The following is a 24,250-nucleotide window of genomic DNA, read 5'->3' on the forward strand; positions in this document are numbered from 1 at the left end:
ATATGGCAAGGTCATACAACTTCAGCGCTGGTCCGGCCGCGCTGCCGCTGGAAGTGCTGCAGGAGGCGCACGAAGAGTTCTTCGATTTCGCGGGCACCGGCATGTCGGTAATGGAAATCAGCCATCGCTCGCGCGTGTTCATCGATATCGCACGCCAGGCGGAATCGGACCTGCGGGCCATCCTGCAGATCCCCGACCGCTACAAGGTGCTGTTCCTGCAAGGAGGTGCTTCGTTGCAGTTCTCGCAGGTGCCGATGAACCTGCTGCGCGGCAAGGCGTCGGCGGATTACCTTCACACGGGGCTCTGGTCCGGCAAGGCCATCGATGCGGCCCGGCGCTACTGCAAGGTCCGCGTCGCGGCCAGCAGCGAGGCATCGGGCTTCGACCGCATCCCTGCGCCCGGCGAATGGCAGCTCGACGCCGATGCGGCCTATCTGCACTACACGGAGAACGAGACGGTGCATGGCGTGCAGTTCCCCGCCGCGCCGGACGCGTCCGTCCCGCTGGTGTGCGATGCCTGCTCCAGCCTGCTGTCCAAGCCCATCGACGTGTCCCGGCACGGTCTGATCTACGCCGCCGCGCAGAAAAACATGGGGCCCGCCGGCGTCACGGTCGTGGTGGTGGACGAAGCCCTGCTGGACGGCGCGCTGCCCATCACGCCCGACGTGCTGAACTATGCGCACGCGGCGCGGGCGGACTCGATGCTCAACACGCCCGCCACCTTCTCCTGGTATCTGACCGGACTGACGCTGCGTTGGATCCGCCGGACCGGCGGCGTGGAACGCATCCATCAGGCCAACCAGGCCAAGGCCGGGCTGCTGTACCGCGCCATCGACGCCAGCGACGGCTTCTACTTCAACAAGGTCCGGCCGGAATTCCGGTCCATCAACAACGTGCCGTTCTTCCTGGCCGATTCCGCCCTGGAGCCCCTGTTTCTGCGTCAGGCCGAGAGCGTCGGGCTCATGGGGTTGAAAGGACACGCGCACACCGGCGGCATCCGAGCCAGTCTGTACAACGCGGTGGAGCTGCCTGCTGCGGCCGCGCTGGCCGATTTCATGACAGACTTCCAGCGCACGCGAGGCTGAAGCCGGCGCGACGGCCCCAAGAAAGCACAGGGAGACCAGCATGGATTTCAGGCAGCTCAGGCAGTTCGTGGTTCTGGCCACGGAATTGAACTATCGCAAGGCGGCCGCCCGGCTGCACATGACCCAGCCTCCGCTCAGCGTCGCAATCAAACGGCTCGAAACCGAGATTGGTGCAGACCTCTTCGAACGGGACCGCCTGGGCGTGCGCCTCACGGTCGCCGGCGGCGCCTTTCTGCGCGAAGCGAAGCGCCTGCTGGAAGGCGCCGATGCCGCGCTGCAGACTGCACGCGATGCGGCCGAAGGACGTATGGGCGCGCTGCGGGTATGCGCGGTGCCCAGCGCCGCGTTGAACCTGCTGCCACGCATCCTGCCCGAGTTTACGCAGCGCTTTCCGCACATACGCCTGCGACTGACCAGCGGCAGCACCGTCGGCATCCTGGCAGGATTGCAGCGCGGCGAGCTGGACGCGGCATTCCTGGTGCCGCCCGCGTCCGGGGTGCCGGGCATCGCAATCACGGGCTTGCAGCGCGAACGGCTGGCGCTGGCCGTGCCTGCGGGCCACCGGGTGGCAGGCATGAAAAGCGCCAGGCTCTCGGACCTGTCGGATGAAACGCTGGTGACCCTGGCGCACTCCGACAGCCCCGGGTTCGCGGGAGAGATCGTCGCGGCCTGCCAGCGCGCGGGGTTTCATCCCCGGGTTCTGCAGGAATCGTCCCACGCCCTCATCAGCCTGCCGCTCATCGCCGCGGGCCTGGGGGTCGCCATCGTGCCGGCGGCGCTGCGCCGGATCGCCATCGACAACGTGGCATATGTGGACCTCATGGACGTGGAGGGCGCGCCCCTGACCTACGCCATGGCGTTGGCAGCGCCCGCCGAGTCCATGAATCCGGCAGTCCGCTGGTTCATCGACACGGCGCGCGAGGTGCTGGGCGCGCAAGCCGCCTGACCCCCCTGGGGCTTACGGCGCCGGACGCGAAAGAATGCCCGCCCATTTTTTCTGTTCGGCCACGACCCGCTGCTCGAACGCCGCTTGCGATCCATCCACGGGTTCGCTGCCACGCGCGTAGATCTTGTCCTGCACCGATGGGCTTTTTGCCACCGCGGCAATGGCCATGTTCAGGCGCTCAACCACATCGGCCGGCGTGCCTTTGGGAACGGCAATACCCGACAGCGACCCGCCTTCCACGTCCTTGCCCAGCACTTCCTTGACCGTGGGAATGTCAGGCAGATTGGCCAGGCGTCGCGACGACGTCACCGCGTAAGGACGAATCTGCTTGGCCTCGACGAAACCCACCGCGGTGACGGCGGAAACGGCCGTCAGATCCGTGTTGCGGCTCATCACGGCCGTCATGGACTCCGATCCGCTCTTGTAAGGCACGTGCAGCATCTTCACGCCGGTCGCCTGTTGCAGCAGCTCCAGAACTTGATAGTTGTCGGAGCCCTCGCCGGCCGTGGAAAACGCGATATTGTCAGCCTTGGCCGACGCGGCCTTGATGATTTCCGGCAACGATGCATATGGACTGTCCGCCCCCACCGCCAGCACCGTCGGCGTATTGGCCAACATCGCGACGTAGGTGAAGTCCTTGTTCGGATCATAGGGCAGCTTCTTGTAGATCAGCGGATTGACCGCGACCATGCCGTTGGTGATCACCAGCAGCGTATAGCCGTCGGCCGGCGACTTCGCCACCGCGCCCGCGGCGATCGAGCCGCCCGCGCCGCCGCGGTTCTCCACCACCACCGGCTGGCCCAGCTCGCGCGTGAGGCCCTCGGCGAACACCCGCGCCGTGGTGTCGGTCACGCCGCCGGCGCCGAACGGCACGATCAGGCGTATGGGCTGGTCGGGATACGACCCCGCCCATGCCGCCGCAGCGGGAAGCACTACACCCAACAAAGCCGCCATGCAGCGGCGCAATCCCTTGTTCATCGCGCGATCTCCATTTTTTTGAGGATTTCAAGAAGCCGTTGTTCCAGGTCCGGGGCCAACGGCGCGAGAGGCGCGCGCAGATGGCCGCTGTCCAGGCCGCGCAAGCGCAAGCCCGCGGCCACGGTCCGCGGCAAGCCATGGTCCATGAGAAAGTTCAAGAGATCGATCTGGCGGCCGAACCATTCGTCCGCGCCGCGCGCGTCGCCGGCCATGGCGCAGCGATACAGGTTCAGGGCAAACGACGCGCTGACGTTGGCCGACGCCGTGCACCAACCCGCCGCCCCTTCCGCAAACCCGGTCCGCGCCATGCAATTCAGGCCGATGTACACCGCGGTCCGGTCCGGGCAGGCCGCGCGCAGCCGCGCGATCTTCGTCGGGTCCGGACTGCTTTCCTTGATCATGGTGACGTTGGGCAGCTCGGCCAGCCGGGCCAGGAACTCGACGGGCAGGTCCATGCCCGTCGTGAACGGGTTGTTGTAGACCATCACCGGTGTGGAGACCGACTGGCAGACCTCGCGGTAGTAGGCGTGGATTTCGTCCTGGGTCAACTTCCAGTAGGTGCTAGGCAATAGCTGCAAGGCTGCGGCGCCCGCGCGTTCGGCGTAGCGCGCGTGACGCACCGTGCTGGCGGTACTCAGGCTGGACACGCCCGCGAGCACGGGCAGCCGCCCGCTTGCCGCGCGGATGACGGTGTCGATGACGGCCTCGCGCTCGCCGTCGTCCAGGTAAGGCAGGCAGCCGACGCTGCCCAGCGGCGCCAGCGCATGCACGCCCTCGCCGATCAGCCGCTCGACGTGCGCTTCCAAGAGCGCATGGTCCACCCGCCCGCGTTCATCGCAAGGCGTCAGCAGATAGCCGATGATTCCCTTCAAGTGCATCGCTCGTTCTCCATGTTGGCTTGCAGTCTAGGGACGCCGCCCAGGCCGGTCCAATACCTATTTCCAGAGCGCCTGATACCTCCCGCCCACACTGCCGTACAGGCAAATCTTGTATCCAGTAATTCCCGCGCAAGGCCGATAGACTTTCCCGGTCTATCACCAAGGAGCAAGCCATGAGCAGCAATGACGTTCTCGACCAGGCGCAGACCCACCACATGCCCGAGTACCGCAGGCCGGAGGACATGGAATGGGAAATGGGCCGGTTCAAGAACAAGACGAAGTTCCTTTTCCATACGCGGGCGGAACGCCTCACCGAGCCCAACGCAGGATTTCTCCGCTATGAACCCGGCGCGGGCTTCCGCCTGCACAAGCACGACTTCGCCCAGGTCTGGTACGTGATCGAAGGGGAATTCAACATGGGCGGAAAGATGTACGGCCCCGGCACCGTGGTGTTCCATCCGGACCCGCACATCGAGGAAGCGCTCAGCACCGAAACGGGCGGCACCTTGTTCTTCGTCCAGTACCAAGGCCCAACGACCGGCGGCCGGCCGGTTTACGAAGGCCGCATGAACATCAAGGGCGAGCCGCCCGCGATCACCGAGCAGGACCTCGAACACTGATACGCGGTTCCCCGGGGCGGCAGCCAGGATTGGCAGCCGTCCACGGCAGGCAGTCGAAACCGACCTGCCCACCAAGAAATAGAACATTCCAAGGAGAAAACCATCATGCACGCACGATTTCTGCGCGCCTGCCTCGCGTCGTTGACGTTTTCGCTTGCCGCTCAGGCCCAGGCTGCAACGGACTGGCCTGAGCGCCCCATCACGCTGGTCGTGCCGTTCGGCGCCGGCGGCATCACCGACCTCACCGCCCGCACCGTGGCCAAACAGCTTCAAGCCGAGCTCGGCAAGCCGGTGGTCGTAGAGAACAAGCCGGGCGCCGGCGGCAATATCGCCGCCGACATCGTGGCCCGTGCCAAGCCCGACGGCTACACGTTGATGGTGATCACCAACGGCATGGTCGCGGTCAATCCGCTCATCCACAAGCAGCTGAACTACGACGCGCTCAAGGATTTCGCCTACGTCTCCATGATCGCCAACACGCCGCTGGCCCTGGTCGTGCCGCAAGACTCCCCGATCCGGGACCTGCCGGCGCTGGTGACGCGGGCCCGCAGCAAGCCGGATGCCGTCTCCTTCGCCAGCTCCGGACAAGGCACCTCGATACACCAGGTATTCGCCCTGATGCAGCGACAGACCGGCGCCACGCTCATGCATGTGCCCTACAAGAGCGGCGCGGAAGCCGCCACCGCCCTGCTTTCGGGCGTGGTGGACGTGACGGCGGTAGAGACCGTGGTGGTCGGACCATTCATACAGTCCGGACGGATGCGGGCGCTGGGCGTAACCTCGGCACAGCGGGTGTCAAATTTGGCTGACGTTCCCGCGGCCCGCGAAGCCCTGGGCGGCGATTTCGATGTGGGCTCGATATCCGGACTCGTAGCGCCTGCCGCCACGCCCCGGAGCATCCTCGACAAGCTGGAACATGCGATGCAGGCGGTGGCGCAGAGCGAGGGCATGGCGCAGCTCCATGCGCAAGGCAGCCAGCCCATGCCCGCGGGGTCGCAGGTCTTTCTGGAGCGCATGCGCCAGGAACAGCAGAAGTGGCGACTGGTATTCTCCGCGGAGCCGGGAAAATAGCCCGCGGAGGATCGCTGCAGCCGTCAAGAACAGGGGAGTCGGGCCATGGATCGCATTTATCCCGCCGCGGAAGAGCTGGTGCAGCATCTGGTGGAGTCGATCTCCGCCAAGATCTTCAATGGCGCATATGCGCCCGGACAGAAGCTGCGGCAGGAGACCCTGGCCGAAGAATACGACGTCAGCCGCACGCCGGTGCGCGAAGCGTTCCGGCAGCTGGAGACCAAGGGCCTGATCGTGCAGCAGCCGCGCTACGGCGCCACGGTGGTGGCGCCGACCCTCAAGGACATAGGCGCGAACTACTGGCTGCGCGGCGAGCTGGAAGGCATGGCGGCGGAACTGGCGGCACGCTGGATCTCCGACGCCGACCTGCAAAGACTGCAGGCCGCGCACGCCGAATGCGCCGAGGCGGTCGCCGCGCTCTACGCCGAGGTCAACGCGGGCGGCTCGGCCGCGCCGCGCCAGGCCGCCGCGCCCATGCGGCATTGGGTCGTCAAGAACCAGGAGTTTCATGCCCTGATCTTCCGCGCTGCGGGCAATCCGTCGCTGGAGCGCATCATCAAGGACCTGCACACGGACTACACCAAGAACATTCTCAACATGACCGTGCTGGGCATGTACGAGGCCCGCATGAAGAAGAACATCGAACATCATGCGGCCGTCGTCGAAGCGCTGACGGCGCGCGACACCGCGGCGTCGCGCGCCGCCATGCGCGCGCATATCCATGAGTCCGGGGAGTTCGTGGTGGACTGGCTGCAAAAGCGTCCTGAAGGCCGCAAGCCACCACGGTAGTCCGTTGCTGGCTCAGATCCGATCCAGCCATTGCTCCATCGCTTGGCGCGCGCAGCGCTCAAGCTGTGGACCGTAGCGTTGCGCGTCCTCGCGGATCACCGCGGGATCAATCTGGCGCAGGCTCAGTTCGCAGGCATGGCCGATGAGCCAACGTTCGATCTGTGCGGAATCCGCCTCCAGATGGAACTGCAGGCCCAGTATCCTGGGTCCCAGCGCAAACGCCTGGTTCGGGAAGCCCGGCGTTTCGGCCAGGCGCGCCGCGCCTTCGGGGATGGCGAACTGGTCCCCATGCCAATGCAGCACAGGCACCGACTCGACCGCGCTCAGCACGGAATCCTGCCCTTGTTGCGTAAGGGTCAACGGCGCATAGCCGATCTCGGCGCGGCCGGTGGACACCACGTCCGCGCCCAACGCTGCCGCCATTAGTTGCGCGCCCAGACATATGCCCAGGGTCGGTTTGTCCTGGCGCAGGCGTTGCGCGATGGCGCGCAGCTCCGGCTCCAGGAAGGGATAGCGGCCGGTTTCATAGACGCCGATGGGGCCGCCCAGGATCACGACGAGGTCGGCGTTAGCCACGGTGGCGGCGTCGATGGCGTCGACGCCGGCCTCCAGGTATCGCACGCTGTAGCCGCGATCGGCCAAGACCGGCGCCAATATGCCCAGGTCTTCAAAGGGAACGTGGCGGATCGCCAAAGCGCTGAGGCTCATTCCAGGAACTCCTATTGCGGGCTCGGATGGCGGTCCAGCCCGCCCAGCAAGCCTTCGGGGGTTGAGACGAACAGGTTTTCCGATGCCAGCAACCGTATGCCTTGCGGCGTGCTTTCCAGCAGGCGCCGTTCGCCCTCGGCGACCTGCAGGCTGAGCTGATAGCCGTCCTTGGCCGGCAGGCGCGCCGCGATGTCGCGGCTGTCGGCCAGCGCGGACGCCGCAGTGGATTCGAAATGACCGATCAGGCGGCCGTCGCGCTTGATGATGAGTCGGTACACCGGCATGCGCGCTACTCCTGAGAGCCGGACGCGCGCGATTCCGCGCCGTTGTCGGTCGGCCAGTAGTAGGAATCCGGCGTGTTGCGCGCGCCGAAGATGGCTTGACCGACGCGGACCACGGTGGCCCCTTCCTCGATGGCGATCTCGTAGTCGCCCGACATGCCCATGGACAAATCTTCCAGGCCGATGCCCGCGGGCGCGTCCTGGCGCAATTGGTCGCGCAGCGTGCGCAACAGCACGAAGCACTCGCGCACGCGCGCGGCTTCGGCCGAAAACAGCGCCAGGGTCATCAGACCGCGCACCCGCAGTCCCGAAAACGCGGGCAATTCGCGCAGAAAGGCCGCCGTCTCGTCCGGCTGCAGCCCATACTTGCTGGCTTCGCCCGAGGTGTTGACCTGCACGAAAACGTCCAGCTGGCGCCCTTCCGCTTGCAGCCGGCGGTCCAGCGCCTCAGCGACCCGCAGGCTGTCGAGCGCCTGGAACTCGGCCGCATAGCGGGCCACGAGCTTGGCCTTGTTGGTCTGCAGGTGGCCGATGACCGACCATCGCAGATCGGTCAGGTCGGCCATGGCTTCCCATTTCCTCGAAACTTCCTGCAGCTTGTTCTCGCCCAGGTAGCGGCAGCCAGCCTCGTAGGCCAGCCGGATGCGCGCTTCCTCCACCGTCTTGCTCACGGGCAGCAGGCGCACCGTGGCCGGATCGCGCCCGGCGCGGCGCGCGGCATCGGCGATGCGTCCGTTGACCGTGGCCAGGTTGTGGCGGAAGTCTTCGACCGACTGCGCCTGCGGCCAGCGGCCATGCTGGTCATGCTGTGTCTGGGTGCCCTTGTCTTGCCCTGGGTCTTGCTCGCTCATGCCTGAACCTCGCGGAGGAACAACGGCGGGCGCTTTCCATTACGCTTATGCCGTCTAAAGTTTTGTCATAGGTCAATATTATCACGCCGTCGCGCAGGCGGCCGATGCTACGCGTTGGCCGCCAGCCACTCGCGCGGCGAAACACCCATCCGCTGCCGGAACGCTTTGGACAAGGACGAGGCGCTGGCAAATCCCAGCTCCGCCGCCACCAGCTTGACCGCGCGGCCGGACCGCATCATGGACGCCGCCAGGCTCAAGCGCCAATCGGTCAGGTAGGCCGCGGGCGTGGCGCCGGTAGCATCCTTGAAGGCCGCTGCAAAGGCGCTGCGCGACATGCCCGCCATCGCCGCCATCCGGGCAAGCGACCAGTCTTCATACGGCGAGCGGTGCAGCGCCACCAACGCCCTGGCCAGACGCGGATCGGACAGGCCCATCACCAGACCGCTGGTCACACCCACTTCCTCCGGATGGTCGAGTATCCACCTGAGCAGCTGGATCAAGACCACCTCGAACAGGCGGTCGGCCAACAGGCGTGAACCGCAGCGCACCTGATCCGCCTCGGCGAACAGCAGGTCCAGCGCCGGCCGCAAGCCTTCGACCGCGTCCAGCGGGATCCGCACCACGGACGGCAGCGACTGGACGATGGGATTGCGTTCGCCGCCATCGAAATCCAACGCCGCGCAGGTGAAATCCGAGCCGTCCCGCGGCGGGTTCACGAATTCGTGATGCACGGCGCGCGGGTAGAACAGCAGGGTCGGCTCGGCCAGGCGCAGGCGCGGCGTGGCGGTCTCGCCCGGGCGATGCCGCACTTCCATTTCGCCCCGGCGCAACACGTGCAGGAAGCCGCGCCCAGGCACGGCTTCGAAAGCCTGGGTGCCGCATAGCGCCCCCGTGTGGAACAGCGTGGCGCGCACCCGGAAACGGTCCAGCAGCGCCGACAGCCGGTCAACCTGAATGGGAAGAGGATTGCTCATATCTTGGACGAAATGACAATTTTTATGGATTAAAAAACACCTTACGTCCAGACATTCTACGTACGATTCCTCCAGCCCGTTCGATATCGGCGGCCTTTTTTTCATTTCCAGGAGTTACCGACATGTCCCGAGTTCCTCTTATCGATGCCAGCAGCGCCAGCGCGGACCGCAAGGCGCTGCTCACGCAGATCCACGGCGCCTTTGGCGCAACGCCGAACATGTTCAAGGCCGTGGCCAATTCGCCGGCTGCGCTGCAGAGCATGTGGGGCGCCTTCGGCGCGCTGGGCGGCGGGGTCATTCCCGCCAAGCTGGGCGAACAGATCGCGGTGGCGGTGGCCGACCGCAACGCTTGCGAATACTGCCTTGCGGCCCACACGGCCCTGGGCCGCAAGGCAGGCGCCAGCGCCGAAGAAATGGCGGCCGCGCAAGGCGGCGACGCCGCCGATCCCAAGACAGCTGCGGCGCTGCGCTTTGCGCTCAAGCTGGTGGAAGCGCGCGGGCAAGTGAGCGAAGCCGACGTGCAGGCCGTACGCGCGGCTGGCTACAGCGACCAGGAGATCGTCGAGATCCTGGCGCACGTCGCGCTCAACCTGTTCACCAACTACGTCAACGTGGCGTTTGCCGTGCCGGTGGATTTCCCGGCCGTGAAGCTGCGCCGCGCCGCATAGCACGACCACAGCGGCCGGCGGGGCGTCATCGCCCCGCCGGCCGCATCAGAGGAGCATTCAGATGTCCCGATCAGACACCCTGGCCGACGCACTGCCCCCGCCCTTGCTGGCGGACGAATGGCTGAATGCGGACGGTCCCATCGAACTCGCTGCCCTGCGCGGCAAGGTCGTGCTGCTGCATGCGTTCCAGATGCTATGCCCCGGGTGCCTGTCGCATGGGCTGCCGCAGGCCGAACGCGTGCACAGACTGTTCCGCGGCCAGGAGGTCGCGGTCATCGGCCTGCACACCGTGTTCGAACACCACGACGTCATGGGGCCCGCCGCGCTGCGGGCCTTCAATCACGAGTACCGGTGGAGTTTTCCCATCGGCATAGACCGGCCAGCGGCGACGGGCGCCATCCCGATGACCATGCAAGCCTACGGTTTGCGCGGCACGCCCAGCCTGGTCTTGTTGGACCGCCAGGGACGCGTGCGCCTGCAGCACTTTGGCAGCATCGACGACCTGGCACTGGGCGCAACCATTGGGAGGCTGCTGGCGGAGAACGATGTTCCTGCGGCACACGCGGCCGCATCCGATGATCCCGCCCGCGACGAGTGCGACGCGCTAAGCTGCCCCGCGCCGCGTCCGCGCTAGACGCCGCGGGCCCTCCCGTGCCGCTATGGCTGAACCAGGGCGCGCAGCGCGCGCACCAGGCAGGCCGCCTGCTCCTCGGTGCCCACGGAAATGCGCAGGTATTGCTCCACGCGTGGCCGCGCGAAATGGCGCACCAGTATTTTCGCGTCTCGCAGGCCGGCGGCGAGCAAGCGCGCGTCGAAGCGCGGATGACGGACAAACAGGAAGTTCGCCTGTGACGGTAAGACATCAAAGCCCATCAGGCGCAAATGCGCGCAGAGCAAGGTACGGGTGCCGATGATGGCCTGCCGCGTCTCCTCGAAATAGGCGCGGTCCTGAAAGGCCGCTGCAGCGCCTGCCTGGGCCAGTCGCCCGAGCGGATAGGAGTTGAAGCTGTTCTTCACCCGCTCCAGCGTGGCGATCAACGACGTCTGCCCGATTGCAAACCCCACGCGCAGGCCGGCCAACGCCCTGGACTTCGATAGCGTCTGGACCACCAGCAGGTTCGGATACTGCTCGACCAACGCAATGGCGGAGCGCCCGCCGAAGTCCACGTAGGCCTCGTCCACCAGCACCAGCCGGCGAGGCTGGATCTCCAGCAGCCGCTGCACGCGGTCCAGCGGCAGGCACTCTCCCGTGGGCGCGTTCGGGTTGGCGATCACGATGCCGGCTATGCCCGCATCCGCGGCGCCCAGCGCCGCGAATCCGTCCAGGTCCAGCCTCAAGCGCTCGTCCACGGAGATCTGCGCGCAGCGTATGCCGAACAGGCGGCAATACACCTCATAAAAGCCGTAGGTCACATCCGCCATCAGCAAGGGTTGGACGCCGTGCTGGAAGAACGCGCAGAACGCCAGCGCCAGCACTTCGTCGGAGCCGTTGCCAGCAAAGACCTGCGCTACCGGCACCCCGTGATACTGCGCGATGACCTCGCGCAAATGCCCGGCCTGCGGGTCCGGATAACGCTCCAGACCGTCAGCAGCCGCAGCGGCGATGGCTGCTATCGCGGCTGGGGACGGCGGATAGGGATTCTCGTTGGTGTTGAGCTTGATCCATCCATTGCCGGGAGCCTGCTCTCCAGGCACATAGGGCGACAGGGTTTCAACGCGCGGGCTATGTAGGGAAACCATGTTGTTGCGGCTGCGGCCTCTCGGTAAGCGATCGACGGGATTCTTACTGTGGATTTTGTCCTATGCCATACTACACTATGATTCAGGACAATATCTGCCATTACGCACAGCCGCGAGTTTCATGTCGACCTCTCTTTCCCTGTTTGTCCAACGCATCGCGTCCAAGCGCTGGCTGACGCGTTGCGCCGGCTGGCTGGCCGCATGCCGCCAGCCATGGGTGGCCCAGCCGCTGATACGCGGCTATGCCAAGTGGTACGGCATCGATCTCGCCGAAGCCCTGCACGCCGACCCCAGGGCCTATGACAGTTTCAATGCCTTCTTCACGCGCGCCCTGCGCCCTGGCGCCCGCAAGCTGGCCGATGCGGACTGGACCAGCCCCGCGGACGGCACCGTCAGCCAGTTCGGCCGCATCAGCCTGGGGCAATTGATCCAGGCCAAGCAGCGCCGATACAGCGCGGCCGCGCTGCTGGCCGATGCAGACCTGGCGCACGCATTGGAAGGCGGCTGGTTCACCACGATCTATCTCAGTCCGCGCGATTACCATCGGGTGCACATGCCCTGCGAGGGACGCCTGCTGGGCATGCGCCATGTGCCGGGGACTCTGTATTCCGTCCGGCCGGAGATCGTGCAGCACATGGATGGCCTGCTGGCGCGCAATGAGCGGCTGGTCTGCTGGTTCGAGCATCCACTCCATGGCGTCTACGCCATGGTGCTGGTAGGCGCCGCCATCGTTGGCAGCATAGCCACGGCCTGGCATGGCCAGGTGGCGCCGCGGGGCCGGCGTATCCAGCAATGGGACTACGGCGGCCAGGCCCCTTTGCGCTTGCCGCAAGGCGCCGAAATGGGACATTTCCAGTTGGGGTCGACCGTGGTATTGCTGATGCCGGGCAACGCCTGGCGATTCCATCCCGGCTGGAAGACAGGGCGCGCCGTCAGATTGGGACAAGCCATGGCCGACCGGCGTTGACGCCGGCCGTGGCTAGACCATGCTTTCCCGGATATCCCGCGCCAGCTTGCGGCACTGCCCGGGTTCGATCGCAGAGACGGTGATGCGCAGGCCCCTGACCGGCTCCTGGACCCCGAAGGCATCTCCATGGCGCACCAACCAGCCGCGATGGGCCAGGGCCAGCGCGACCGCCTGGTCGTCGGTATCCAGCGGTACCCACAGGTTCAGGCCGTCGCCGTCCGCGGCGTATGGCACGCCTTGCTCGGACAAGGCGCCTTCCAAGGCCTTGCGCCGCTGGGCGTAGTCCTTTCGGGCCTGGGCCATCTGCTTGGCCACCTCGGGCCGGCCCAGCGTGACCTCGACCATGTCCTGCAACAGATGGCTGACCCAGCTGGTGCCGGAAGCCAGCCGCAAACGAAGCTGGCGCGACGTCGCGGTATCGCTGGCCACCATGGCCAGGCGCACGTCGGGGCCCAGCGTCTTGGAGAACGAGCGCACCAGCGCCCACCGCTGGATGCCCGAAGGCAGCACCGAGTGGTATTCCTTTCCTGACAGCAAGGCGTAGTGATCGTCCACGATGACCATGGCATGGGGATACTTGGCCAGCACCCGCGCCAGCGCCTTCGCCCGCTTTTCGCTCAGGCTGCAGCCCGTGGGGTTGTGGGCGCGCGGCGTCAGGATCACGGCCTGCGCGCCCTTGGCCAGCGCCGCTTCCAGGGCTGCCGCCTGCATGCCTTCGGCGTCGACCGGCACGCCCAGCGCCTGCAGGCCGGCGATGCGCAGCATGTTGATGCTGCTCAGGAAGCAGGGATTTTCGACCGCCACCTTATCCCCAGCCACCAGGTGCGAGCTGAGCAGCCGTTCGATGGCGTCCACTGCGCCGTGGGTCAGGTTGATCTCGAAAGGCGCCGGACAGTCCCGCGCGAACCAGGCGCGGGCATAGCTTTCCAATCCCGCGTTGACCGTGGGTTCACCGTAGAGCCGCGGCTGATAGGGCCGGATCGCGAGGGCCGCGCTCAGGTCCGGCAGCCAGGCCGGATTGGGATTGCCGCTGGCCAGGTCGGCCAAGGGCGAATCCGATAGCGCGCCTTCCTGTTCGCCCGGACCGGACTGGTCGCGAATGATGGTGCCCAGGCGCCCCTGGGTCAGCGCAATGCCCGCCGTCACCAAGCGCTTATAGGCGGCGGCGACCGTATTGCGGTTGATATCCAGTTCGACCGCCAGATCGCGCACCGGCGGCAACGCCTGGCCCGGCGGCAACTGGCCCGACTGAGCCAGCCCGCGCACGCAATCGAAGATCTCAGCGGCGGTCTTTCCTTGTATTTTCATAGCGTCCTAAGACAATTCCGTTCCTGGCATGGGCAGCGGCCGAGCCGACTCCCGGCGTAAGTTTGACATGGATTCCCAGTCCGCATAAAGCGGGCTTACCGCACGCAATCCACGTAGTAGCGCAGGTTTCCGTCCGCGTCGCGCAGCTCCACGAAGCCATGGATGTCCGTGCCGAACCCGGGACACTCGCGGTTCAGCTCGCGCGAGAACTTCAGGTAATCGACGATGGTCCGGTTGAACGCCTCGCCCGGGACCAGTAACGGTATGCCCGGGGGATAGGGCGTGATCAGGCTGGTGGTGACGCGGCCTTCCAGATGGTCGATCTCCACCCTCTCGGTGCGGCGTTGGGCGATGCACGCATAGGCATCGCAGGGCTTCATCGCGGGGGTGACGTCAGTCAGGTACATGTCCGTGGTCAGCCGGGCGATGTCATGCCTGGCATAGGTCGCATGGACATGCTGGCACAGGTCGCGCAAGCCCATGTTCTCGTAGCGAGGATGCTTGCGGCAGAACTCCGGCAGGATCCGCCACATGGGCTGGTTGCGTTCGTAGTCGTCCTTGAACTGCTGCAACGCGGTCAAGAGCGAACTCCAGCGGCCCTTGGTGATCCCTATCGTGAACATGATGAAGAAGCTGTACAGCCCGGTCTTCTCCACGATCACGCCATGCTCCGCCAGGAACTTGGTGACGATGGAGGCCGGAATGCCGCTGTCCGCGAAGTTGCCGTCCAGATCCAGCCCTGGCGTCACGATGGTGGACTTGATCGGATCCAGCATGTTGAAACCGTCCGCCAGCGCCCCGAATCCGTGCCAGGACGACTCGCCGTCCCCGCCGCGGATGATCCAGTCCTCGGGCGAGCCTATGCCCTCCGGCGCCAGCGTCTCCGGTCCCCAGACCTTGAACCACCAGTCGCCATCGGCGAAATGCGTGCCGACCTCCTTCATCGCGCGCCGGAAGTCCAGGGCCTCGGCGATGCTCTCCTCCACCAGCACCGTGCCGCCGGGCGGCTCCATCATGGCCGCGGCCACGTCGCAGCTGGCGATGATGGCGTACTGGGGACTGGTACTGGTGTGCATCAGATAGGCTTCGTTGAAGAGATGCCGGTCCAGCCGCCGCGTCATGGAGTCTTGCGCCAGCACGTGGCTGGCCTGGCTGATTCCGGCCAGCAGCTTGTGCGTCGATTGCGTGGAGAAAACCAGCGATTCCCTGGGCCGCGCGCGCTGCTTGCCCATGCAGTGGTAGGCGCCGTAGAACGGGTGGAACACCGCGTGCGGCATCCAGGCCTCGTCAAAGTGCAAGGCGTCCACGTAGCCGTCCAGGGCCGTCTTGATCTCCTCGGTCTGGTAGATGATGCCGTCGTAGGTCGACTGCGTCAGCGCCATCACCCGCGGGCGGACCGCGTCGGCGTCCAGGTGCTTGAGCAGCGGATGGGCGCGGATCTTCTCCCGGATGGCCTGGATATCGAACTCGCTGCGCGGAATCGGGCCGATGATGCCGAAATGGTTGCGTGTGGGGCGTAGAAAGACGGGTATCGCTCCCGTCATGACGATGCTGTGCAGGATGGACTTGTGGCAGTTGCGGTCCACCAGCACCACATCGCCCGGCGCCACCATGTGGTGCCACACGATCTTGTTGCTGGTACTGGTCCCGTTCGTCACGAAATAGCAGTGGTCCGCATTGAAAATGCGCGCGGCGTTGCGCTCGCTCGCGCCGATGGCGCCGTTGTGATCCAGCAGCTGCCCCAGTTCCTCCACAGCGTTGCAGACGTCCGCGCGCAACATGTTCTCGCCAAAGAACTGATGAAACATCTGACCCACGGGACTCTTCAGGAACGCCACGCCGCCCGAATGGCCCGGGCAGTGCCAGGAATAGGATCCGTCCTCGGCGTAGTCCAGCAACGCCTTCAGGAACGGCGGCTTGACGCCCTCCAGATAGGCCCGGGCCTCGCGGATCAAGTGTCGCGCCACGAATTCGGGCGTGTCCTCGTACATATGGATAACACCCTGGAGTTCGCGCAGGATGTCGTTCGGAATGTGCCGCGCGGTCTTGGTTTCGCCGTACACATAGATCGGCACGTCGGCATTGCGCCGCCGAACTTCACTGATGAATTCCCGCAATGCCAGCAGCGCGGGCGCGACGCCCTCGCCGTGCGCGAGTTCCTCGTCGTCGATGGACAGGATAAAGGCGCTGGCTCGGCTTTGCTGCTGCGCGAACAGGCTGAGATCGCCGTAGCTGGTCGTTCCCAGCACATCGAAGCCTTCGGCCTTGATGGCCTCGGCCAATACCCGGATGCTCAGGCCGGACGTGTTTTCCGAGCGGAAGTCCTCGTCGATGATGACGATGGGAAACTGGAACTGCATTGCTGTCCTCTGTCTATGGGTTGCCGCTTGCGTTTTAGTTTGTACTCGAACATAATTATATCTGTCCTAGGACAAAATAAACGGTGCGGTGGCAGAGTGGCTATGCAGCAGGATTGCAAATCCGCGAAGGTTGGTTCGATTCCAGCCCGCGCCTCCAGTTTTCCTGGCCGCGGGCGCGGTGCGCTAGGTTGCGTGGTCGCGCAGATGCTCGCGCAACGCGTCAGCGAATGAAAGCGCGATGACCGACGACGGCCAATGCTCTGGCCATACCAGGCTGAGATCGAACGAGGCGCCCGGCTCCAGCGGCCGCAGCTGATCCAGCCCGCCCGGGATGCGCGCGGCGGTCAGCCGGTCTACCAGCGCGATGCCCACGCCGCGCATCACCAGTTCCATCGCCACCGAGGTCCAGAACACCTGCACGCGACGCCGCGCGTAGACCTTCTGCTGCTCCAGCAGCGCTTCCAGCCAGAAGCGGGTGTGGTCCAGGTTGTCGTAGATGATGAGGTCGCGGCCGGCCAGTTGTTCCACACGGATGGTGTCGAACTTTTCCAGCGGGTCGCCGGGAGGAATGGCGCAATATAGCTGCAGGCTCACCAGTGGCTCGGCCACCACGCCCGGGTGCTGCCCCCCGTAGAAGCACACCCCCATATCCACCTGGCGCGCCGCCACCCATTCGACGATGCGCGCCGAACTGCGCGTCTGCAAAGCCACGGAGATGTTGGGCCGGTCCGCCATGAAACTGGCCAGCACGTCCGGCATGACGGTCAAGGACAGCAAGGGCAAGGACGCCACGGTCAGGTGGCCTTGCTTTTCGCTGCCCAGGTCCTTGATGAAGCTATCCAGTTGCGAAAGGCCGGAGAACAGCCGGTCGACCTGGCCATAAAGCGCCCTGCCTTCGGGCGTGGGCAGCAGACGCCCTCCCTTGCGCACGAACAGCGCCACGCCCACGCGGCGCTCCAGCTGGGCGATGTACTTGCTGGCGGCAGGCTGTGAAATCAGCAGCACCTGCGCCGCCCGGGATACCGAGCCTTCGCGCATCACCGCCCTGAAGATTTCTATCTCTCTCACGTTCATGCGCCGACTATAACTATTTAGCTATAGGGATGGCAATTATTGGTATTAGGCAGTTATGCAGATTGTTCCTAGGATGAACGCTCGACTTTCATCCAGGACCCATCGTGTCGGAAAACTACGCAACCATGGAATTGCCGTTCGGCCCGGAAACCTATGCCGCGAACCTCTCGCTGCTGGCACAGGACATCCAGGCTCAGGGCCTGTCAGCCGCCATCCTGTTCGACCCCGAGAATATCTACTGGCTGACCGGCTACCGTTCCATTGGCTACTTCACCTTCCAGTGCCTGGTGGTCTCGCCCGACGGCGGCATCGCCATGGTCTCGCGCCAGGTCAACCACGCCGTGGCGACCGGCAACCGCAACATCGCACGCTTTGTCGCCATCGATGACATCAGCGACCCGGTCGATGTATTGGCGAGCTACCTGAAGGACATCCTGCCCAGCGGCCGCATTGGCCTGGAAACGGCTTCTGGCTACCTCAGCGTGGCCGCCTACAAGCAGCTGCAAGCCCGCCTGGGCCCACGGCTGGCCGACTGGCAAGGCCCGATGGAAGAGGCGCGCAAGATCAAGACCCCGGCGCAGCTGGGCTTCATGCGCCAGGCCGCGGACGCGGCGGTCGCCGGCATCGACGCCGCAGTGCGCGCGATCGCAGTCGGCGCCACCGAAAACGATCTCGCCGCCGCCATGCTGCACGGCGCCACCAAGGCCGGCAGCGAGTACACCCGCGTGCCGCTGGTGGCCGTGGGGCGCGCCAGCGGCGTCTGCTTCACCACCTGGCAGCGCCGGGAGCTCAAGCGGGGCGACCTGGTGTTCCTGGAGGCCGCGGCCAACATCAACCGCTATCACGCCATGATCTCGCGCAATTGCGTGGTCGGGCGCGCCACCGAGCGGCAGCGCTTCCTGGCCGGCACCGTCATCGCCGCGCTGGACGCCGCCATCGACGCCATCCGCCCCGGCGTCACCTCCGCCCAGGTGGACCAGGCCTGCCGCGCGGTCTTCGAGCGGGCCGGGCTGGGGCATTACTTCGATCACCGCACGGCCTACGGCATAGGCATCGGCTTTCCGCCCAACTGGGCCGAGGGCCGCTTCCTCGCGCTGCGTCCGGACGACCCCACGGTGCTTGAGCCCGGCATGACCTTTCACCTGGTGCCTTCCCTCTTCATGCCCGAAGGCGGCTTCATGGCCAGCGAAAGCGTGGCCGTCTCCGAGGACGGCTGCGAAGTGCTCACCCGCTATCCGCGCGAGCTGATCGAAATCGACGTCTGACAACAAGACCGGCTCCAACAACATACAAGGGGAATTGCCGTGTTGAAGAACTGGATGTATCCAACCATCGCGGTCATGGGAGTGCTGCTTCTGTGGCATTTCGCGATACCGCTGTTCGGCCTGCCAGCCTACCTGTTGCCGCCGCCGCTAAGCGTGCTCGAACGGCTGTGGACCGACTCGGCGTTCCTGGGACATCACTCCTGGGTCACGTCCGTCGAGACGCTGGGCGGCTTCCTGCTGAGCATCGCCGTCGGCATACCGCTGGGCATCCTGCTGGTGTGGTCGCGTCCGCTGGAGCGCGCCATCATGCCGCTGCTGGTGGTGTCGCAGGCGTTTCCCAAGGTAGCGGTCGCGCCGCTCATCATCATCTGGTTCGGCCTGGGCCTGTTTCCCAAGATCCTGATCGCATTCTCGGTGGCCTTCTTCCCCATCGTGGTCAGCACGGTGGCGGGCATGCGTTCCGTGGACGCGGACCTCAACGACCTGGCCCGCTCGATGCGGGCGGGCGCCCTGCGGACCTTTCTGCGCATCCGGCTGCCGTATGCGTTGCCGCAGATCTTCTCCGGCCTGAAGGTCGCCATTGCTTTCGCCACGGTCGGCGCGGTGGTGGGGGAATGGGTGGGCGCCGAAAGCGGCCTGGGCTACGTGCTGCTGTCCGCCAACGCCAACCTAGACACGACGTTGCTGTTCGCGGTGCTGGTCGCGCTCATGCTCATCGGCCTGGTCTTCTACTACCTGGTCGAGTTTTCCGAACGATTCCTGATTCCCTGGCACATCAGCGTGCGCAGCGACGCCCTGCCCTCTGTCTGACCCCGCCCTCCGGAGACTCCATCATGAAATTCACAACTCGACTTGGCTGGACCCTGGCTTGCCTGCTGGCCGCAGGCGCGGCCGGCGCGCAGGAGAAGCTGAGCCTGCGCCTGGACTACAGCATCTACGGCACGCACGCGCCGCTGTACTACGGCATAGACAAAGGCCTCTACAAGGCCGAAGGCATAGACCTGAGCATCGGCGAAGGCAGCGGCTCCAGCAACACCGCGAAACTGGTGGCGCAGGGCATCGATCCCATCGGCTTCATGGACTACGGCACCATGCTCAAGGGCGTCGCCGCGGGCATGCCGCTGAAGGCCGTCTTCGCCGTGCACCAACGCTCTCCCATGGTCATCATCAGCCACGCGGACGCTCCGGTGCGCGCGCCCAAGGACCTGGAAGGCAAGGTGCTGGGCATGAGCGCATCCGAGTCGACGGCTCAGATGTTCCCAGTGCTGGCCGCCCTGAACGGCGTGGACCAGAAGAAGATCAATGTCATCGCGCCCGCCGTGGGCACCAAGACCGCCCTGTTCCTGCAACGCCGCGCGGACGCCATCACGGGCGTCACCTACTTCCATATCCCGCCGCTGGAAGCGCAGGGCGCAAAGGTGCATTACTTTTTCTATGCCGACTTCGGCGTCAACGCGCTGGAAGGCGGGCTGGCGGCCAATACCAAATGGCTGGAGGCCAATCCCGAAACGGCTCGGCGCTTCCTGCGCGCCACGCGCAAGGCCTACGAGGCGGCCCTGGCCGACCCGGCCGCCTCGGTCGACGCCCTGGTGCGCCAACGTCCGGAACAGGCGCGCAATCGCGAGCAACTGGTGCGCCAGCTGCAGCTTTCGCTGCAGGCCGCCGGCACGCCCAACACCAAGGGATTGCCGTTCGGCGTCTCTGCGGAGAAGGACTGGCAGGCCATGGTCGACCAGTTCGTGCAATCGAATCAGATCGCCAGCCCGGTCCCGACCAGCACGCTCTACACCAACGACTACAACAGGGACTAGATATGGCACAGCACGCAGCCTTGACGCTCGCTCCCGCAGCGGGCGCGCCCGATACCGCGATCGACATCCGCGGCATGGTCCAGCGCTTTGGCTCCTATGTCGCGGTCGACGGCATCGACCTTGCCATACCCGAAGGCCAGTTCCTCTCCGTGCTCGGCCCCTCCGGCTGCGGCAAGAGCACCTTGATGCGGGCGGTCGCCGGCCTGACGCCGCCCACCGCCGGCGAGATCCGCGTGCTTGGCGAGCGCGTGACCGAGCCGGGCGCCAACGTGGGGATCGTGTTCCAGCGTGCGGCGCTCCTGCCATGGCGCGACGTCGTCGGGAACATCTCGCTGCAGCTGGAGATGCGCAAACTGCCCGCGGCGCGTCATGAGGCCCGGCTGCGAGAACTGATCAAGCTGAGCGGACTGGAAGGTTTTGAAAAATGCCTGCCGCACCAATTGTCCGGCGGCATGCAGCAACGCGTGGCGCTGTGCCGCGCGCTGATCCACGACCCCGACATCCTGCTGATGGACGAACCCTTCGGCGCCCTGGACGCGATGACGCGCGAAGCCATGAACCTGGAGCTGCAACGGGTATGGCTGGAAAGCAAGAAGACCGTCATGTTCATTACCCACAGCATCTCCGAAGCGGTGTTCCTGTCCGACCGCGTGGTGGTGATGAGCAAGCGGCCGGGCCGCGTGGCGCTGACCGTCGACATCGATCTGCCGCGTCCGCGCAACTACGCCATGGTCGGGCACCCAAACTTCGTCAAGGCGGCCACGGTCATACGCGAGTGCTTCGACGCCGCGGGGATGACGGAATGAATCCCGTCCGCTACGACGCCGGCCCCTACCCCCGGGCCCGCCTGGCTTTCCTGTGCGTGGCAAATGCCGGCCTGACCGAGGGCGAAATGCACGCCATGGCTCCCGACGGCGTGGGCCTGAGCTTTGCCCGCGTGCCCATGGCAACGACCTGCACCGTGCAAAGCCTGGCCGGCATGGAGAGCGGACTGCTTCAGGCCCTGGACGGCCTGGCGCCAGGGCGTCGCGATATCGACGTGGTCTGCTACAACTGCACCGCGGGCAGCTTCGTGATCGGCAACGACAAGGTACGAGCGCTGCTCGCGCAGGCCCGCCCCGGCGCGGCCGTGGCCACGCTGCTGGACGGCGTCACGCAGGCGCTGGACGCGGTCGGCGCGCGCCGCCTGGCGGTTGCCACCGCCTATGACGATGCCGTCAACGAACTGGAGCGCGCTTACTTCGAAAGCATCGGCCACGAAGTCGTCTCGCTGCAGGGCCTGGCCCTGCCCGACGACGAAACCATGAACCGGGTCTCGGCCGACTATCTGTACGAATTCGCCTGTGCCGTGGACCGGCCCGATGCCGATGCCGTCTTCATCAGCTGCGGCGCGCTGCGCTCCACCGCCATCCTCGGACGTCTGGAGGACAGGCTGGGCAAGCCCGTGATCGGCAGCAATCAGGCCAGCATGTGGCATTGCCTGCGGCTGGCGGGGATCCACGACCGGATGGACGGCTATGGCCGGCTGTTCCGGGAATATTGAAATCCGGACCCGTCATGGATGAAATCGATACCCGACTGATCGGCATTCTGCGGCGCGACGCGCGCACGCCGCTTTCCGTTTTGGCCAGCAAGGCCGGCGTGTCGCGCGGCACGGTCTCCAACCGCCTGCGCAAGCTGGAGGAGGACGGGCTCATCGCCGGGTATACGCTCAAGCTGCGCCCTGACTCCGACCAGGACGGCCTGCGCGCCTGGATGGGCATCACCGTCGACGGCAACCAGACGCGCGCCGTGCTGGCCAGCCTGCTGGGCGAGCCGAGCGTCGAGCAGCTGCACGACACCAACGGCCGTTGGGACTTGCTGGCCGAAATACGCGCAGATTCCACTGCAGATCTGTCCAAGGTGCTGGAACGCGTGCGCCTGATCAAGGGCATCGCGGCCACCGAAACCAGCATCCTGCTCGCGACGTACCGCTGAAACCGGCGCGCTAGGCCGGCAGCGGCTCGCCCCGCAGCCTTATCTGCGCGACGGTTCTTTCCCCGCGCTGCTCCAGCACGAACTGATGCCTGTCCGGATACCTCAGCGTCAACCGCCTGCACAGATTCCCTAGTCCGCCCCCGCCGCTGGCCAGATCGAAGGGCGCGTGCAGCCGGCCGGGATTGTCCACTTCGATGAGCAGTTCATCGCCCTGCAAACGCGTGCATATGCTGATCGGGAAATGCGCGTGTTCCGAACGCATGCCGTGCTTGATCGCGTTTTCCACCAGTCCCTGCAGCGTCATGCGCGGAACACTGATCCGTAGCGTGGCCGGATCGATCTGGCTGCGCAATTCAAGCCGCTTGTCAAAGCGCAGCGCCTGGATGCGCACATAGGCTTCGGCGGCCTCGATCTCCTCCTCCAGCCTGGACAAGCCTCGTCCGCGCCGGTCCAGCGAATAGCGCAGGTACTCGGCCAGGCTGCGCGTCATTTCCTCTGCGATGGCAGGCCGATCGGCGATCTCGGCCACGATGGTGTTCAGCGAGTTGAACAGGAAGTGCGGCTCGATCTGCAGCTGCAGATGCTCAAGCTCCAGTCTCAAGGAGCGCGTCTCCGCCTTCATCTTGGACAGGCGCTCGCTGCGTGCGTTCAGCTCGGCCGAGACGCCGAAATAGATCAGCGTCCAGATCGAGAGCATGCCCATGTAGTAGAGAAAGCCCAGCCGGTACTGGTTGCCCGGCAGCACGCGGATTGCGCCAGGCAGAAACAGGCTGTGGATGCCATAGGCGATCGACGCCAGCAAGGCCGAGGCGGTCAGGCAGAACAACACCGCGCAGACCAGCACCAGCAAGGGCGGATCGCCTTTGCCCGCACGGCGGCCATGCAGCACGGCCGCCCCGCTGGTCAGGACGAATGCCAGGGGTTCCAGCGCCACGGTAAGCCAGAAGGCTGCGGTGGCATTGCCGAACACCGCCAACCGGATGAAGAAGCCCACGATCGCGAGAAAGAGCCATCCCAGCGTCTGCGCCCGCCAGAAGCCAAGCGAGGACTCCCCTGGACTCAAACCCTGGCCGATCGATGCGAACTTCATGGATGCGCCCCCCGGACGGGCAAAGGGTTCTCTGGAAACTGCATAGGCCTTATATTTACCCGCGTGCCAGACCGGACGACTATACCCGCCACACCATGGCGCCAGGGAGGAAAATGCTGCGTGTGCTTGTCATCGACGATGAAGCCCCGGCGCGGCGCTACCTGCGCCGGCTGCTCGAAGCCTCGCCCGACGTCCATGTCGCGGGCGAAGCCGACAGCCTGGAATTGGCGCGAACGCTGATCCGCGAGCATCGTCCGGATGCCCTGTTCCTGGACATCGAACTCACTGCCGCCACGGGTTTCGACCTGCTGGACCAGCTGGAAGTCCCACCCGCCGTCGTCTTCGTCACCGCGCACAGCGACTACGCCGCCCGCGCCTTCGACGTACAGGCCGTCGACTACCTGCTCAAGCCCGTGCGTCCGGGCCGGCTTGAACAGGCGCTGGCGCGGCTGCGCCCGCGCGCTGGCGGCCACCTGACGCTGCGAACGCGCAACGGCACCAAGATCATCAAGATCCATGAACTGACCATGGCGCAGGCGCAAGGCGACTACGTGATGCTTTGCAGCGCCGCGCACGCCAACGAGCTGATGCACATCACCTTCAAGCGCCTGGCGGCCCAGCTGCCCAGTCCGCCCTTCTGCGCCTTGTCGCGGTCGGTCATCATGAATCTGGAACATGTCTCCCACCTGTCGCAGCTGCCCGGCGCGCAGACCGAGGTCGCGTTCAACAACGGCGTTGCGCCCGTGGTGCTGGGACGGGTCGCGTCGCAGCGCCTGCGGCGCGCGGTGGCGCAGCGCTGACGCGACGGG

26 protein-coding genes and 1 tRNA gene are annotated in these 24,250 nt (G+C 65.7%); 16 read left to right on the forward strand and 11 right to left on the reverse strand.

Annotation, left to right across the window (positions count from 1 at the left end):
* Positions 1 to 2: 2 nt before the first annotated feature.
* Positions 3 to 1,085, forward strand: a complete 1,083-nt coding sequence (gene serC / locus HV793_RS03385; RefSeq protein WP_175212668.1) for a 3-phosphoserine/phosphohydroxythreonine transaminase — start codon at positions 3 to 5, stop codon at positions 1,083 to 1,085.
* A gap of 40 nt (positions 1,086 to 1,125) precedes the next feature.
* Complete coding sequence (locus HV793_RS03390; protein WP_175212669.1) at positions 1,126 to 2,031, forward strand: LysR family transcriptional regulator; 906 nt, start codon at positions 1,126 to 1,128, stop codon at positions 2,029 to 2,031.
* A 12-nt stretch (positions 2,032 to 2,043) separates the two neighbouring features.
* Here the strand turns inward: HV793_RS03390 and HV793_RS03395 are convergent, their stop codons facing one another.
* Together HV793_RS03395 and HV793_RS03400 are read right to left on the reverse strand one after the other, a co-directional pair.
* Entirely contained in the window at positions 2,044 to 3,009 is a 966-nt protein-coding gene (locus HV793_RS03395) for a Bug family tripartite tricarboxylate transporter substrate binding protein (RefSeq protein WP_054452113.1), read from the reverse strand.
* Positions 3,006 to 3,887: a dihydrodipicolinate synthase family protein gene (locus HV793_RS03400; RefSeq protein ID WP_119450399.1), complete on the reverse strand. Its 882-nt coding sequence runs from the start codon at positions 3,885 to 3,887 to the stop codon at positions 3,006 to 3,008. The genes HV793_RS03395 and HV793_RS03400 overlap by 4 nt, the downstream gene beginning before the upstream one ends.
* A 173-nt stretch (positions 3,888 to 4,060) precedes the next feature.
* Here HV793_RS03400 and HV793_RS03405 point away from each other — a divergent pair, with 173 nt between their 5' ends.
* From HV793_RS03405 to HV793_RS03415, 3 genes are all read left to right on the forward strand, one after another.
* Complete coding sequence (locus tag HV793_RS03405; protein ID WP_054452115.1) at positions 4,061 to 4,507, forward strand: cupin domain-containing protein; 447 nt, start codon at positions 4,061 to 4,063, stop codon at positions 4,505 to 4,507.
* A 105-nt stretch (positions 4,508 to 4,612) separates the two neighbouring features.
* Positions 4,613 to 5,578 (forward strand): Bug family tripartite tricarboxylate transporter substrate binding protein, encoded by a 966-nt coding sequence (locus HV793_RS03410; protein WP_175212670.1) that lies wholly within the window; start codon positions 4,613 to 4,615, stop codon positions 5,576 to 5,578.
* A 45-nt stretch (positions 5,579 to 5,623) separates the two neighbouring features.
* The gene (locus tag HV793_RS03415; protein ID WP_125472257.1) at positions 5,624 to 6,367 is read left to right on the forward strand and encodes a GntR family transcriptional regulator; all 744 of its coding nucleotides are present in this window, start codon (positions 5,624 to 5,626) and stop codon (positions 6,365 to 6,367) included.
* A 12-nt stretch (positions 6,368 to 6,379) separates the two neighbouring features.
* Here the strand turns inward: HV793_RS03415 and HV793_RS03420 are convergent, their stop codons facing one another.
* From HV793_RS03420 to HV793_RS03435, 4 genes are all read right to left on the reverse strand, one after another.
* The gene (locus HV793_RS03420) at positions 6,380 to 7,075 is read right to left on the reverse strand and encodes a glutamine amidotransferase (RefSeq protein WP_175212671.1); all 696 of its coding nucleotides are present in this window, start codon (positions 7,073 to 7,075) and stop codon (positions 6,380 to 6,382) included.
* Between the two features lie 11 nt (positions 7,076 to 7,086).
* The gene (locus tag HV793_RS03425; protein WP_175212672.1) at positions 7,087 to 7,359 is read right to left on the reverse strand and encodes a cytoplasmic protein; all 273 of its coding nucleotides are present in this window, start codon (positions 7,357 to 7,359) and stop codon (positions 7,087 to 7,089) included.
* 5 nt (positions 7,360 to 7,364) lie between these two features.
* Positions 7,365 to 8,207, reverse strand: coding sequence for a YggS family pyridoxal phosphate-dependent enzyme (locus tag HV793_RS03430; RefSeq protein ID WP_119450405.1), 843 nt, complete (start codon positions 8,205 to 8,207; stop codon positions 7,365 to 7,367).
* 107 nt (positions 8,208 to 8,314) lie between these two features.
* Positions 8,315 to 9,181 (reverse strand): AraC family transcriptional regulator, encoded by an 867-nt coding sequence (locus HV793_RS03435; RefSeq protein ID WP_054452123.1) that lies wholly within the window; start codon positions 9,179 to 9,181, stop codon positions 8,315 to 8,317.
* A gap of 122 nt (positions 9,182 to 9,303) precedes the next feature.
* Here HV793_RS03435 and HV793_RS03440 point away from each other — a divergent pair, with 122 nt between their 5' ends.
* Complete coding sequence (locus HV793_RS03440; RefSeq protein ID WP_175159855.1) at positions 9,304 to 9,849, forward strand: carboxymuconolactone decarboxylase family protein; 546 nt, start codon at positions 9,304 to 9,306, stop codon at positions 9,847 to 9,849.
* Positions 9,850 to 9,910: 61 nt separating this feature from the next.
* Complete coding sequence (locus HV793_RS03445) at positions 9,911 to 10,483, forward strand: redoxin domain-containing protein (protein ID WP_125472261.1); 573 nt, start codon at positions 9,911 to 9,913, stop codon at positions 10,481 to 10,483.
* 23 nt (positions 10,484 to 10,506) lie between these two features.
* On the opposite strand, the gene hisC is transcribed toward HV793_RS03445, so the two are convergent.
* Entirely contained in the window at positions 10,507 to 11,589 is a 1,083-nt protein-coding gene (gene hisC / locus HV793_RS03450; RefSeq protein ID WP_054452126.1) for a histidinol-phosphate transaminase, read from the reverse strand.
* Between the two features lie 121 nt (positions 11,590 to 11,710).
* Between hisC and asd the strand changes: the two genes are divergently transcribed.
* Complete coding sequence (gene asd / locus HV793_RS03455) at positions 11,711 to 12,556, forward strand: archaetidylserine decarboxylase (protein ID WP_175212673.1); 846 nt, start codon at positions 11,711 to 11,713, stop codon at positions 12,554 to 12,556.
* Positions 12,557 to 12,568: 12 nt separating this feature from the next.
* On the opposite strand, the gene ptsJ is transcribed toward asd, so the two are convergent.
* Both ptsJ and HV793_RS03465 read right to left on the reverse strand, forming a co-directional pair.
* Complete coding sequence (gene ptsJ, locus HV793_RS03460; RefSeq protein ID WP_175212674.1) at positions 12,569 to 13,864, reverse strand: MocR-like B6 salvage transcription factor PtsJ; 1,296 nt, start codon at positions 13,862 to 13,864, stop codon at positions 12,569 to 12,571.
* A 95-nt stretch (positions 13,865 to 13,959) separates the two neighbouring features.
* Positions 13,960 to 16,224, reverse strand: a complete 2,265-nt coding sequence (locus HV793_RS03465) for an Orn/Lys/Arg family decarboxylase (protein ID WP_175212675.1) — start codon at positions 16,222 to 16,224, stop codon at positions 13,960 to 13,962.
* 82 nt (positions 16,225 to 16,306) lie between these two features.
* On the opposite strand from HV793_RS03465, the gene HV793_RS03470 reads away from it, so the two are divergent.
* Positions 16,307 to 16,381, forward strand: a tRNA-Cys gene (locus tag HV793_RS03470).
* 26 nt (positions 16,382 to 16,407) lie between these two features.
* Here the strand turns inward: HV793_RS03470 and HV793_RS03475 are convergent.
* The gene (locus tag HV793_RS03475; protein ID WP_158598560.1) at positions 16,408 to 17,292 is read right to left on the reverse strand and encodes a LysR family transcriptional regulator; all 885 of its coding nucleotides are present in this window, start codon (positions 17,290 to 17,292) and stop codon (positions 16,408 to 16,410) included.
* A 110-nt stretch (positions 17,293 to 17,402) separates the two neighbouring features.
* On the opposite strand from HV793_RS03475, the gene HV793_RS03480 reads away from it, so the two are divergent.
* The 6 genes from HV793_RS03480 to HV793_RS03505 are packed head-to-tail and all read left to right on the forward strand — an operon-like array spanning position 17,403 to position 22,351.
* A complete protein-coding gene (locus tag HV793_RS03480) occupies positions 17,403 to 18,563 on the forward strand; it encodes a M24 family metallopeptidase (RefSeq protein ID WP_175212676.1) in 1,161 nt (386 codons plus the stop codon).
* A gap of 39 nt (positions 18,564 to 18,602) precedes the next feature.
* On the forward strand, positions 18,603 to 19,373 hold the full coding sequence (locus tag HV793_RS03485; protein ID WP_082400822.1) for an ABC transporter permease: 771 nt from the start codon (positions 18,603 to 18,605) through the stop codon (positions 19,371 to 19,373).
* 23 nt (positions 19,374 to 19,396) lie between these two features.
* The gene (locus HV793_RS03490) at positions 19,397 to 20,374 is read left to right on the forward strand and encodes an ABC transporter substrate-binding protein (RefSeq protein WP_054452133.1); all 978 of its coding nucleotides are present in this window, start codon (positions 19,397 to 19,399) and stop codon (positions 20,372 to 20,374) included.
* 2 nt (positions 20,375 to 20,376) lie between these two features.
* A complete protein-coding gene (locus HV793_RS03495; protein WP_119450411.1) occupies positions 20,377 to 21,180 on the forward strand; it encodes an ABC transporter ATP-binding protein in 804 nt (267 codons plus the stop codon).
* Entirely contained in the window at positions 21,177 to 21,917 is a 741-nt protein-coding gene (locus HV793_RS03500; RefSeq protein ID WP_175212677.1) for a maleate cis-trans isomerase family protein, read from the forward strand. The genes HV793_RS03495 and HV793_RS03500 overlap by 4 nt, the downstream gene beginning before the upstream one ends.
* A 14-nt stretch (positions 21,918 to 21,931) precedes the next feature.
* Positions 21,932 to 22,351 (forward strand): Lrp/AsnC family transcriptional regulator, encoded by a 420-nt coding sequence (locus tag HV793_RS03505; protein ID WP_054452136.1) that lies wholly within the window; start codon positions 21,932 to 21,934, stop codon positions 22,349 to 22,351.
* A 10-nt stretch (positions 22,352 to 22,361) separates the two neighbouring features.
* Here HV793_RS03505 and HV793_RS03510 read toward each other — a convergent pair whose 3' ends face one another.
* Positions 22,362 to 23,441 (reverse strand): sensor histidine kinase, encoded by a 1,080-nt coding sequence (locus tag HV793_RS03510; protein WP_175212678.1) that lies wholly within the window; start codon positions 23,439 to 23,441, stop codon positions 22,362 to 22,364.
* Between the two features lie 113 nt (positions 23,442 to 23,554).
* On the opposite strand from HV793_RS03510, the gene HV793_RS03515 reads away from it, so the two are divergent.
* Positions 23,555 to 24,241, forward strand: coding sequence for a LytR/AlgR family response regulator transcription factor (locus HV793_RS03515; protein WP_119450413.1), 687 nt, complete (start codon positions 23,555 to 23,557; stop codon positions 24,239 to 24,241).
* The last annotated feature ends 9 nt before the right edge of the window (positions 24,242 to 24,250 follow it).

The sequence above is a fragment of the Achromobacter aegrifaciens genome (genome assembly GCF_902859965.1).
In the GTDB taxonomy this organism is placed as follows: domain Bacteria; phylum Pseudomonadota; class Gammaproteobacteria; order Burkholderiales; family Burkholderiaceae_B; genus Achromobacter; species Achromobacter aegrifaciens.

Coding starts and splice junctions, on each gene's coding strand:
- serC (WP_175212668.1), top strand. CDS start 3: ATGGCAAGGTCATACAACTTCAGCGCTGGTCCGGCCGCGCTGCCGCTG.
- HV793_RS03390 (WP_175212669.1), top strand. CDS start 1,126: ATGGATTTCAGGCAGCTCAGGCAGTTCGTGGTTCTGGCCACGGAATTG.
- HV793_RS03395 (WP_054452113.1), bottom strand. CDS start 3,009: ATGAACAAGGGATTGCGCCGCTGCATGGCGGCTTTGTTGGGTGTAGTG.
- HV793_RS03400 (WP_119450399.1), bottom strand. CDS start 3,887: ATGCACTTGAAGGGAATCATCGGCTATCTGCTGACGCCTTGCGATGAA.
- HV793_RS03405 (WP_054452115.1), top strand. CDS start 4,061: ATGAGCAGCAATGACGTTCTCGACCAGGCGCAGACCCACCACATGCCC.
- HV793_RS03410 (WP_175212670.1), top strand. CDS start 4,613: ATGCACGCACGATTTCTGCGCGCCTGCCTCGCGTCGTTGACGTTTTCG.
- HV793_RS03415 (WP_125472257.1), top strand. CDS start 5,624: ATGGATCGCATTTATCCCGCCGCGGAAGAGCTGGTGCAGCATCTGGTG.
- HV793_RS03420 (WP_175212671.1), bottom strand. CDS start 7,075: ATGAGCCTCAGCGCTTTGGCGATCCGCCACGTTCCCTTTGAAGACCTG.
- HV793_RS03425 (WP_175212672.1), bottom strand. CDS start 7,359: ATGCCGGTGTACCGACTCATCATCAAGCGCGACGGCCGCCTGATCGGT.
- HV793_RS03430 (WP_119450405.1), bottom strand. CDS start 8,207: ATGAGCGAGCAAGACCCAGGGCAAGACAAGGGCACCCAGACACAGCAT.
- HV793_RS03435 (WP_054452123.1), bottom strand. CDS start 9,181: ATGAGCAATCCTCTTCCCATTCAGGTTGACCGGCTGTCGGCGCTGCTG.
- HV793_RS03440 (WP_175159855.1), top strand. CDS start 9,304: ATGTCCCGAGTTCCTCTTATCGATGCCAGCAGCGCCAGCGCGGACCGC.
- HV793_RS03445 (WP_125472261.1), top strand. CDS start 9,911: ATGTCCCGATCAGACACCCTGGCCGACGCACTGCCCCCGCCCTTGCTG.
- hisC (WP_054452126.1), bottom strand. CDS start 11,589: ATGGTTTCCCTACATAGCCCGCGCGTTGAAACCCTGTCGCCCTATGTG.
- asd (WP_175212673.1), top strand. CDS start 11,711: ATGTCGACCTCTCTTTCCCTGTTTGTCCAACGCATCGCGTCCAAGCGC.
- ptsJ (WP_175212674.1), bottom strand. CDS start 13,864: ATGAAAATACAAGGAAAGACCGCCGCTGAGATCTTCGATTGCGTGCGC.
- HV793_RS03465 (WP_175212675.1), bottom strand. CDS start 16,224: ATGCAGTTCCAGTTTCCCATCGTCATCATCGACGAGGACTTCCGCTCG.
- HV793_RS03490 (WP_054452133.1), top strand. CDS start 19,397: ATGAAATTCACAACTCGACTTGGCTGGACCCTGGCTTGCCTGCTGGCC.
- HV793_RS03495 (WP_119450411.1), top strand. CDS start 20,377: ATGGCACAGCACGCAGCCTTGACGCTCGCTCCCGCAGCGGGCGCGCCC.
- HV793_RS03500 (WP_175212677.1), top strand. CDS start 21,177: ATGAATCCCGTCCGCTACGACGCCGGCCCCTACCCCCGGGCCCGCCTG.
- HV793_RS03505 (WP_054452136.1), top strand. CDS start 21,932: ATGGATGAAATCGATACCCGACTGATCGGCATTCTGCGGCGCGACGCG.
- HV793_RS03510 (WP_175212678.1), bottom strand. CDS start 23,441: ATGAAGTTCGCATCGATCGGCCAGGGTTTGAGTCCAGGGGAGTCCTCG.
- HV793_RS03515 (WP_119450413.1), top strand. CDS start 23,555: ATGCTGCGTGTGCTTGTCATCGACGATGAAGCCCCGGCGCGGCGCTAC.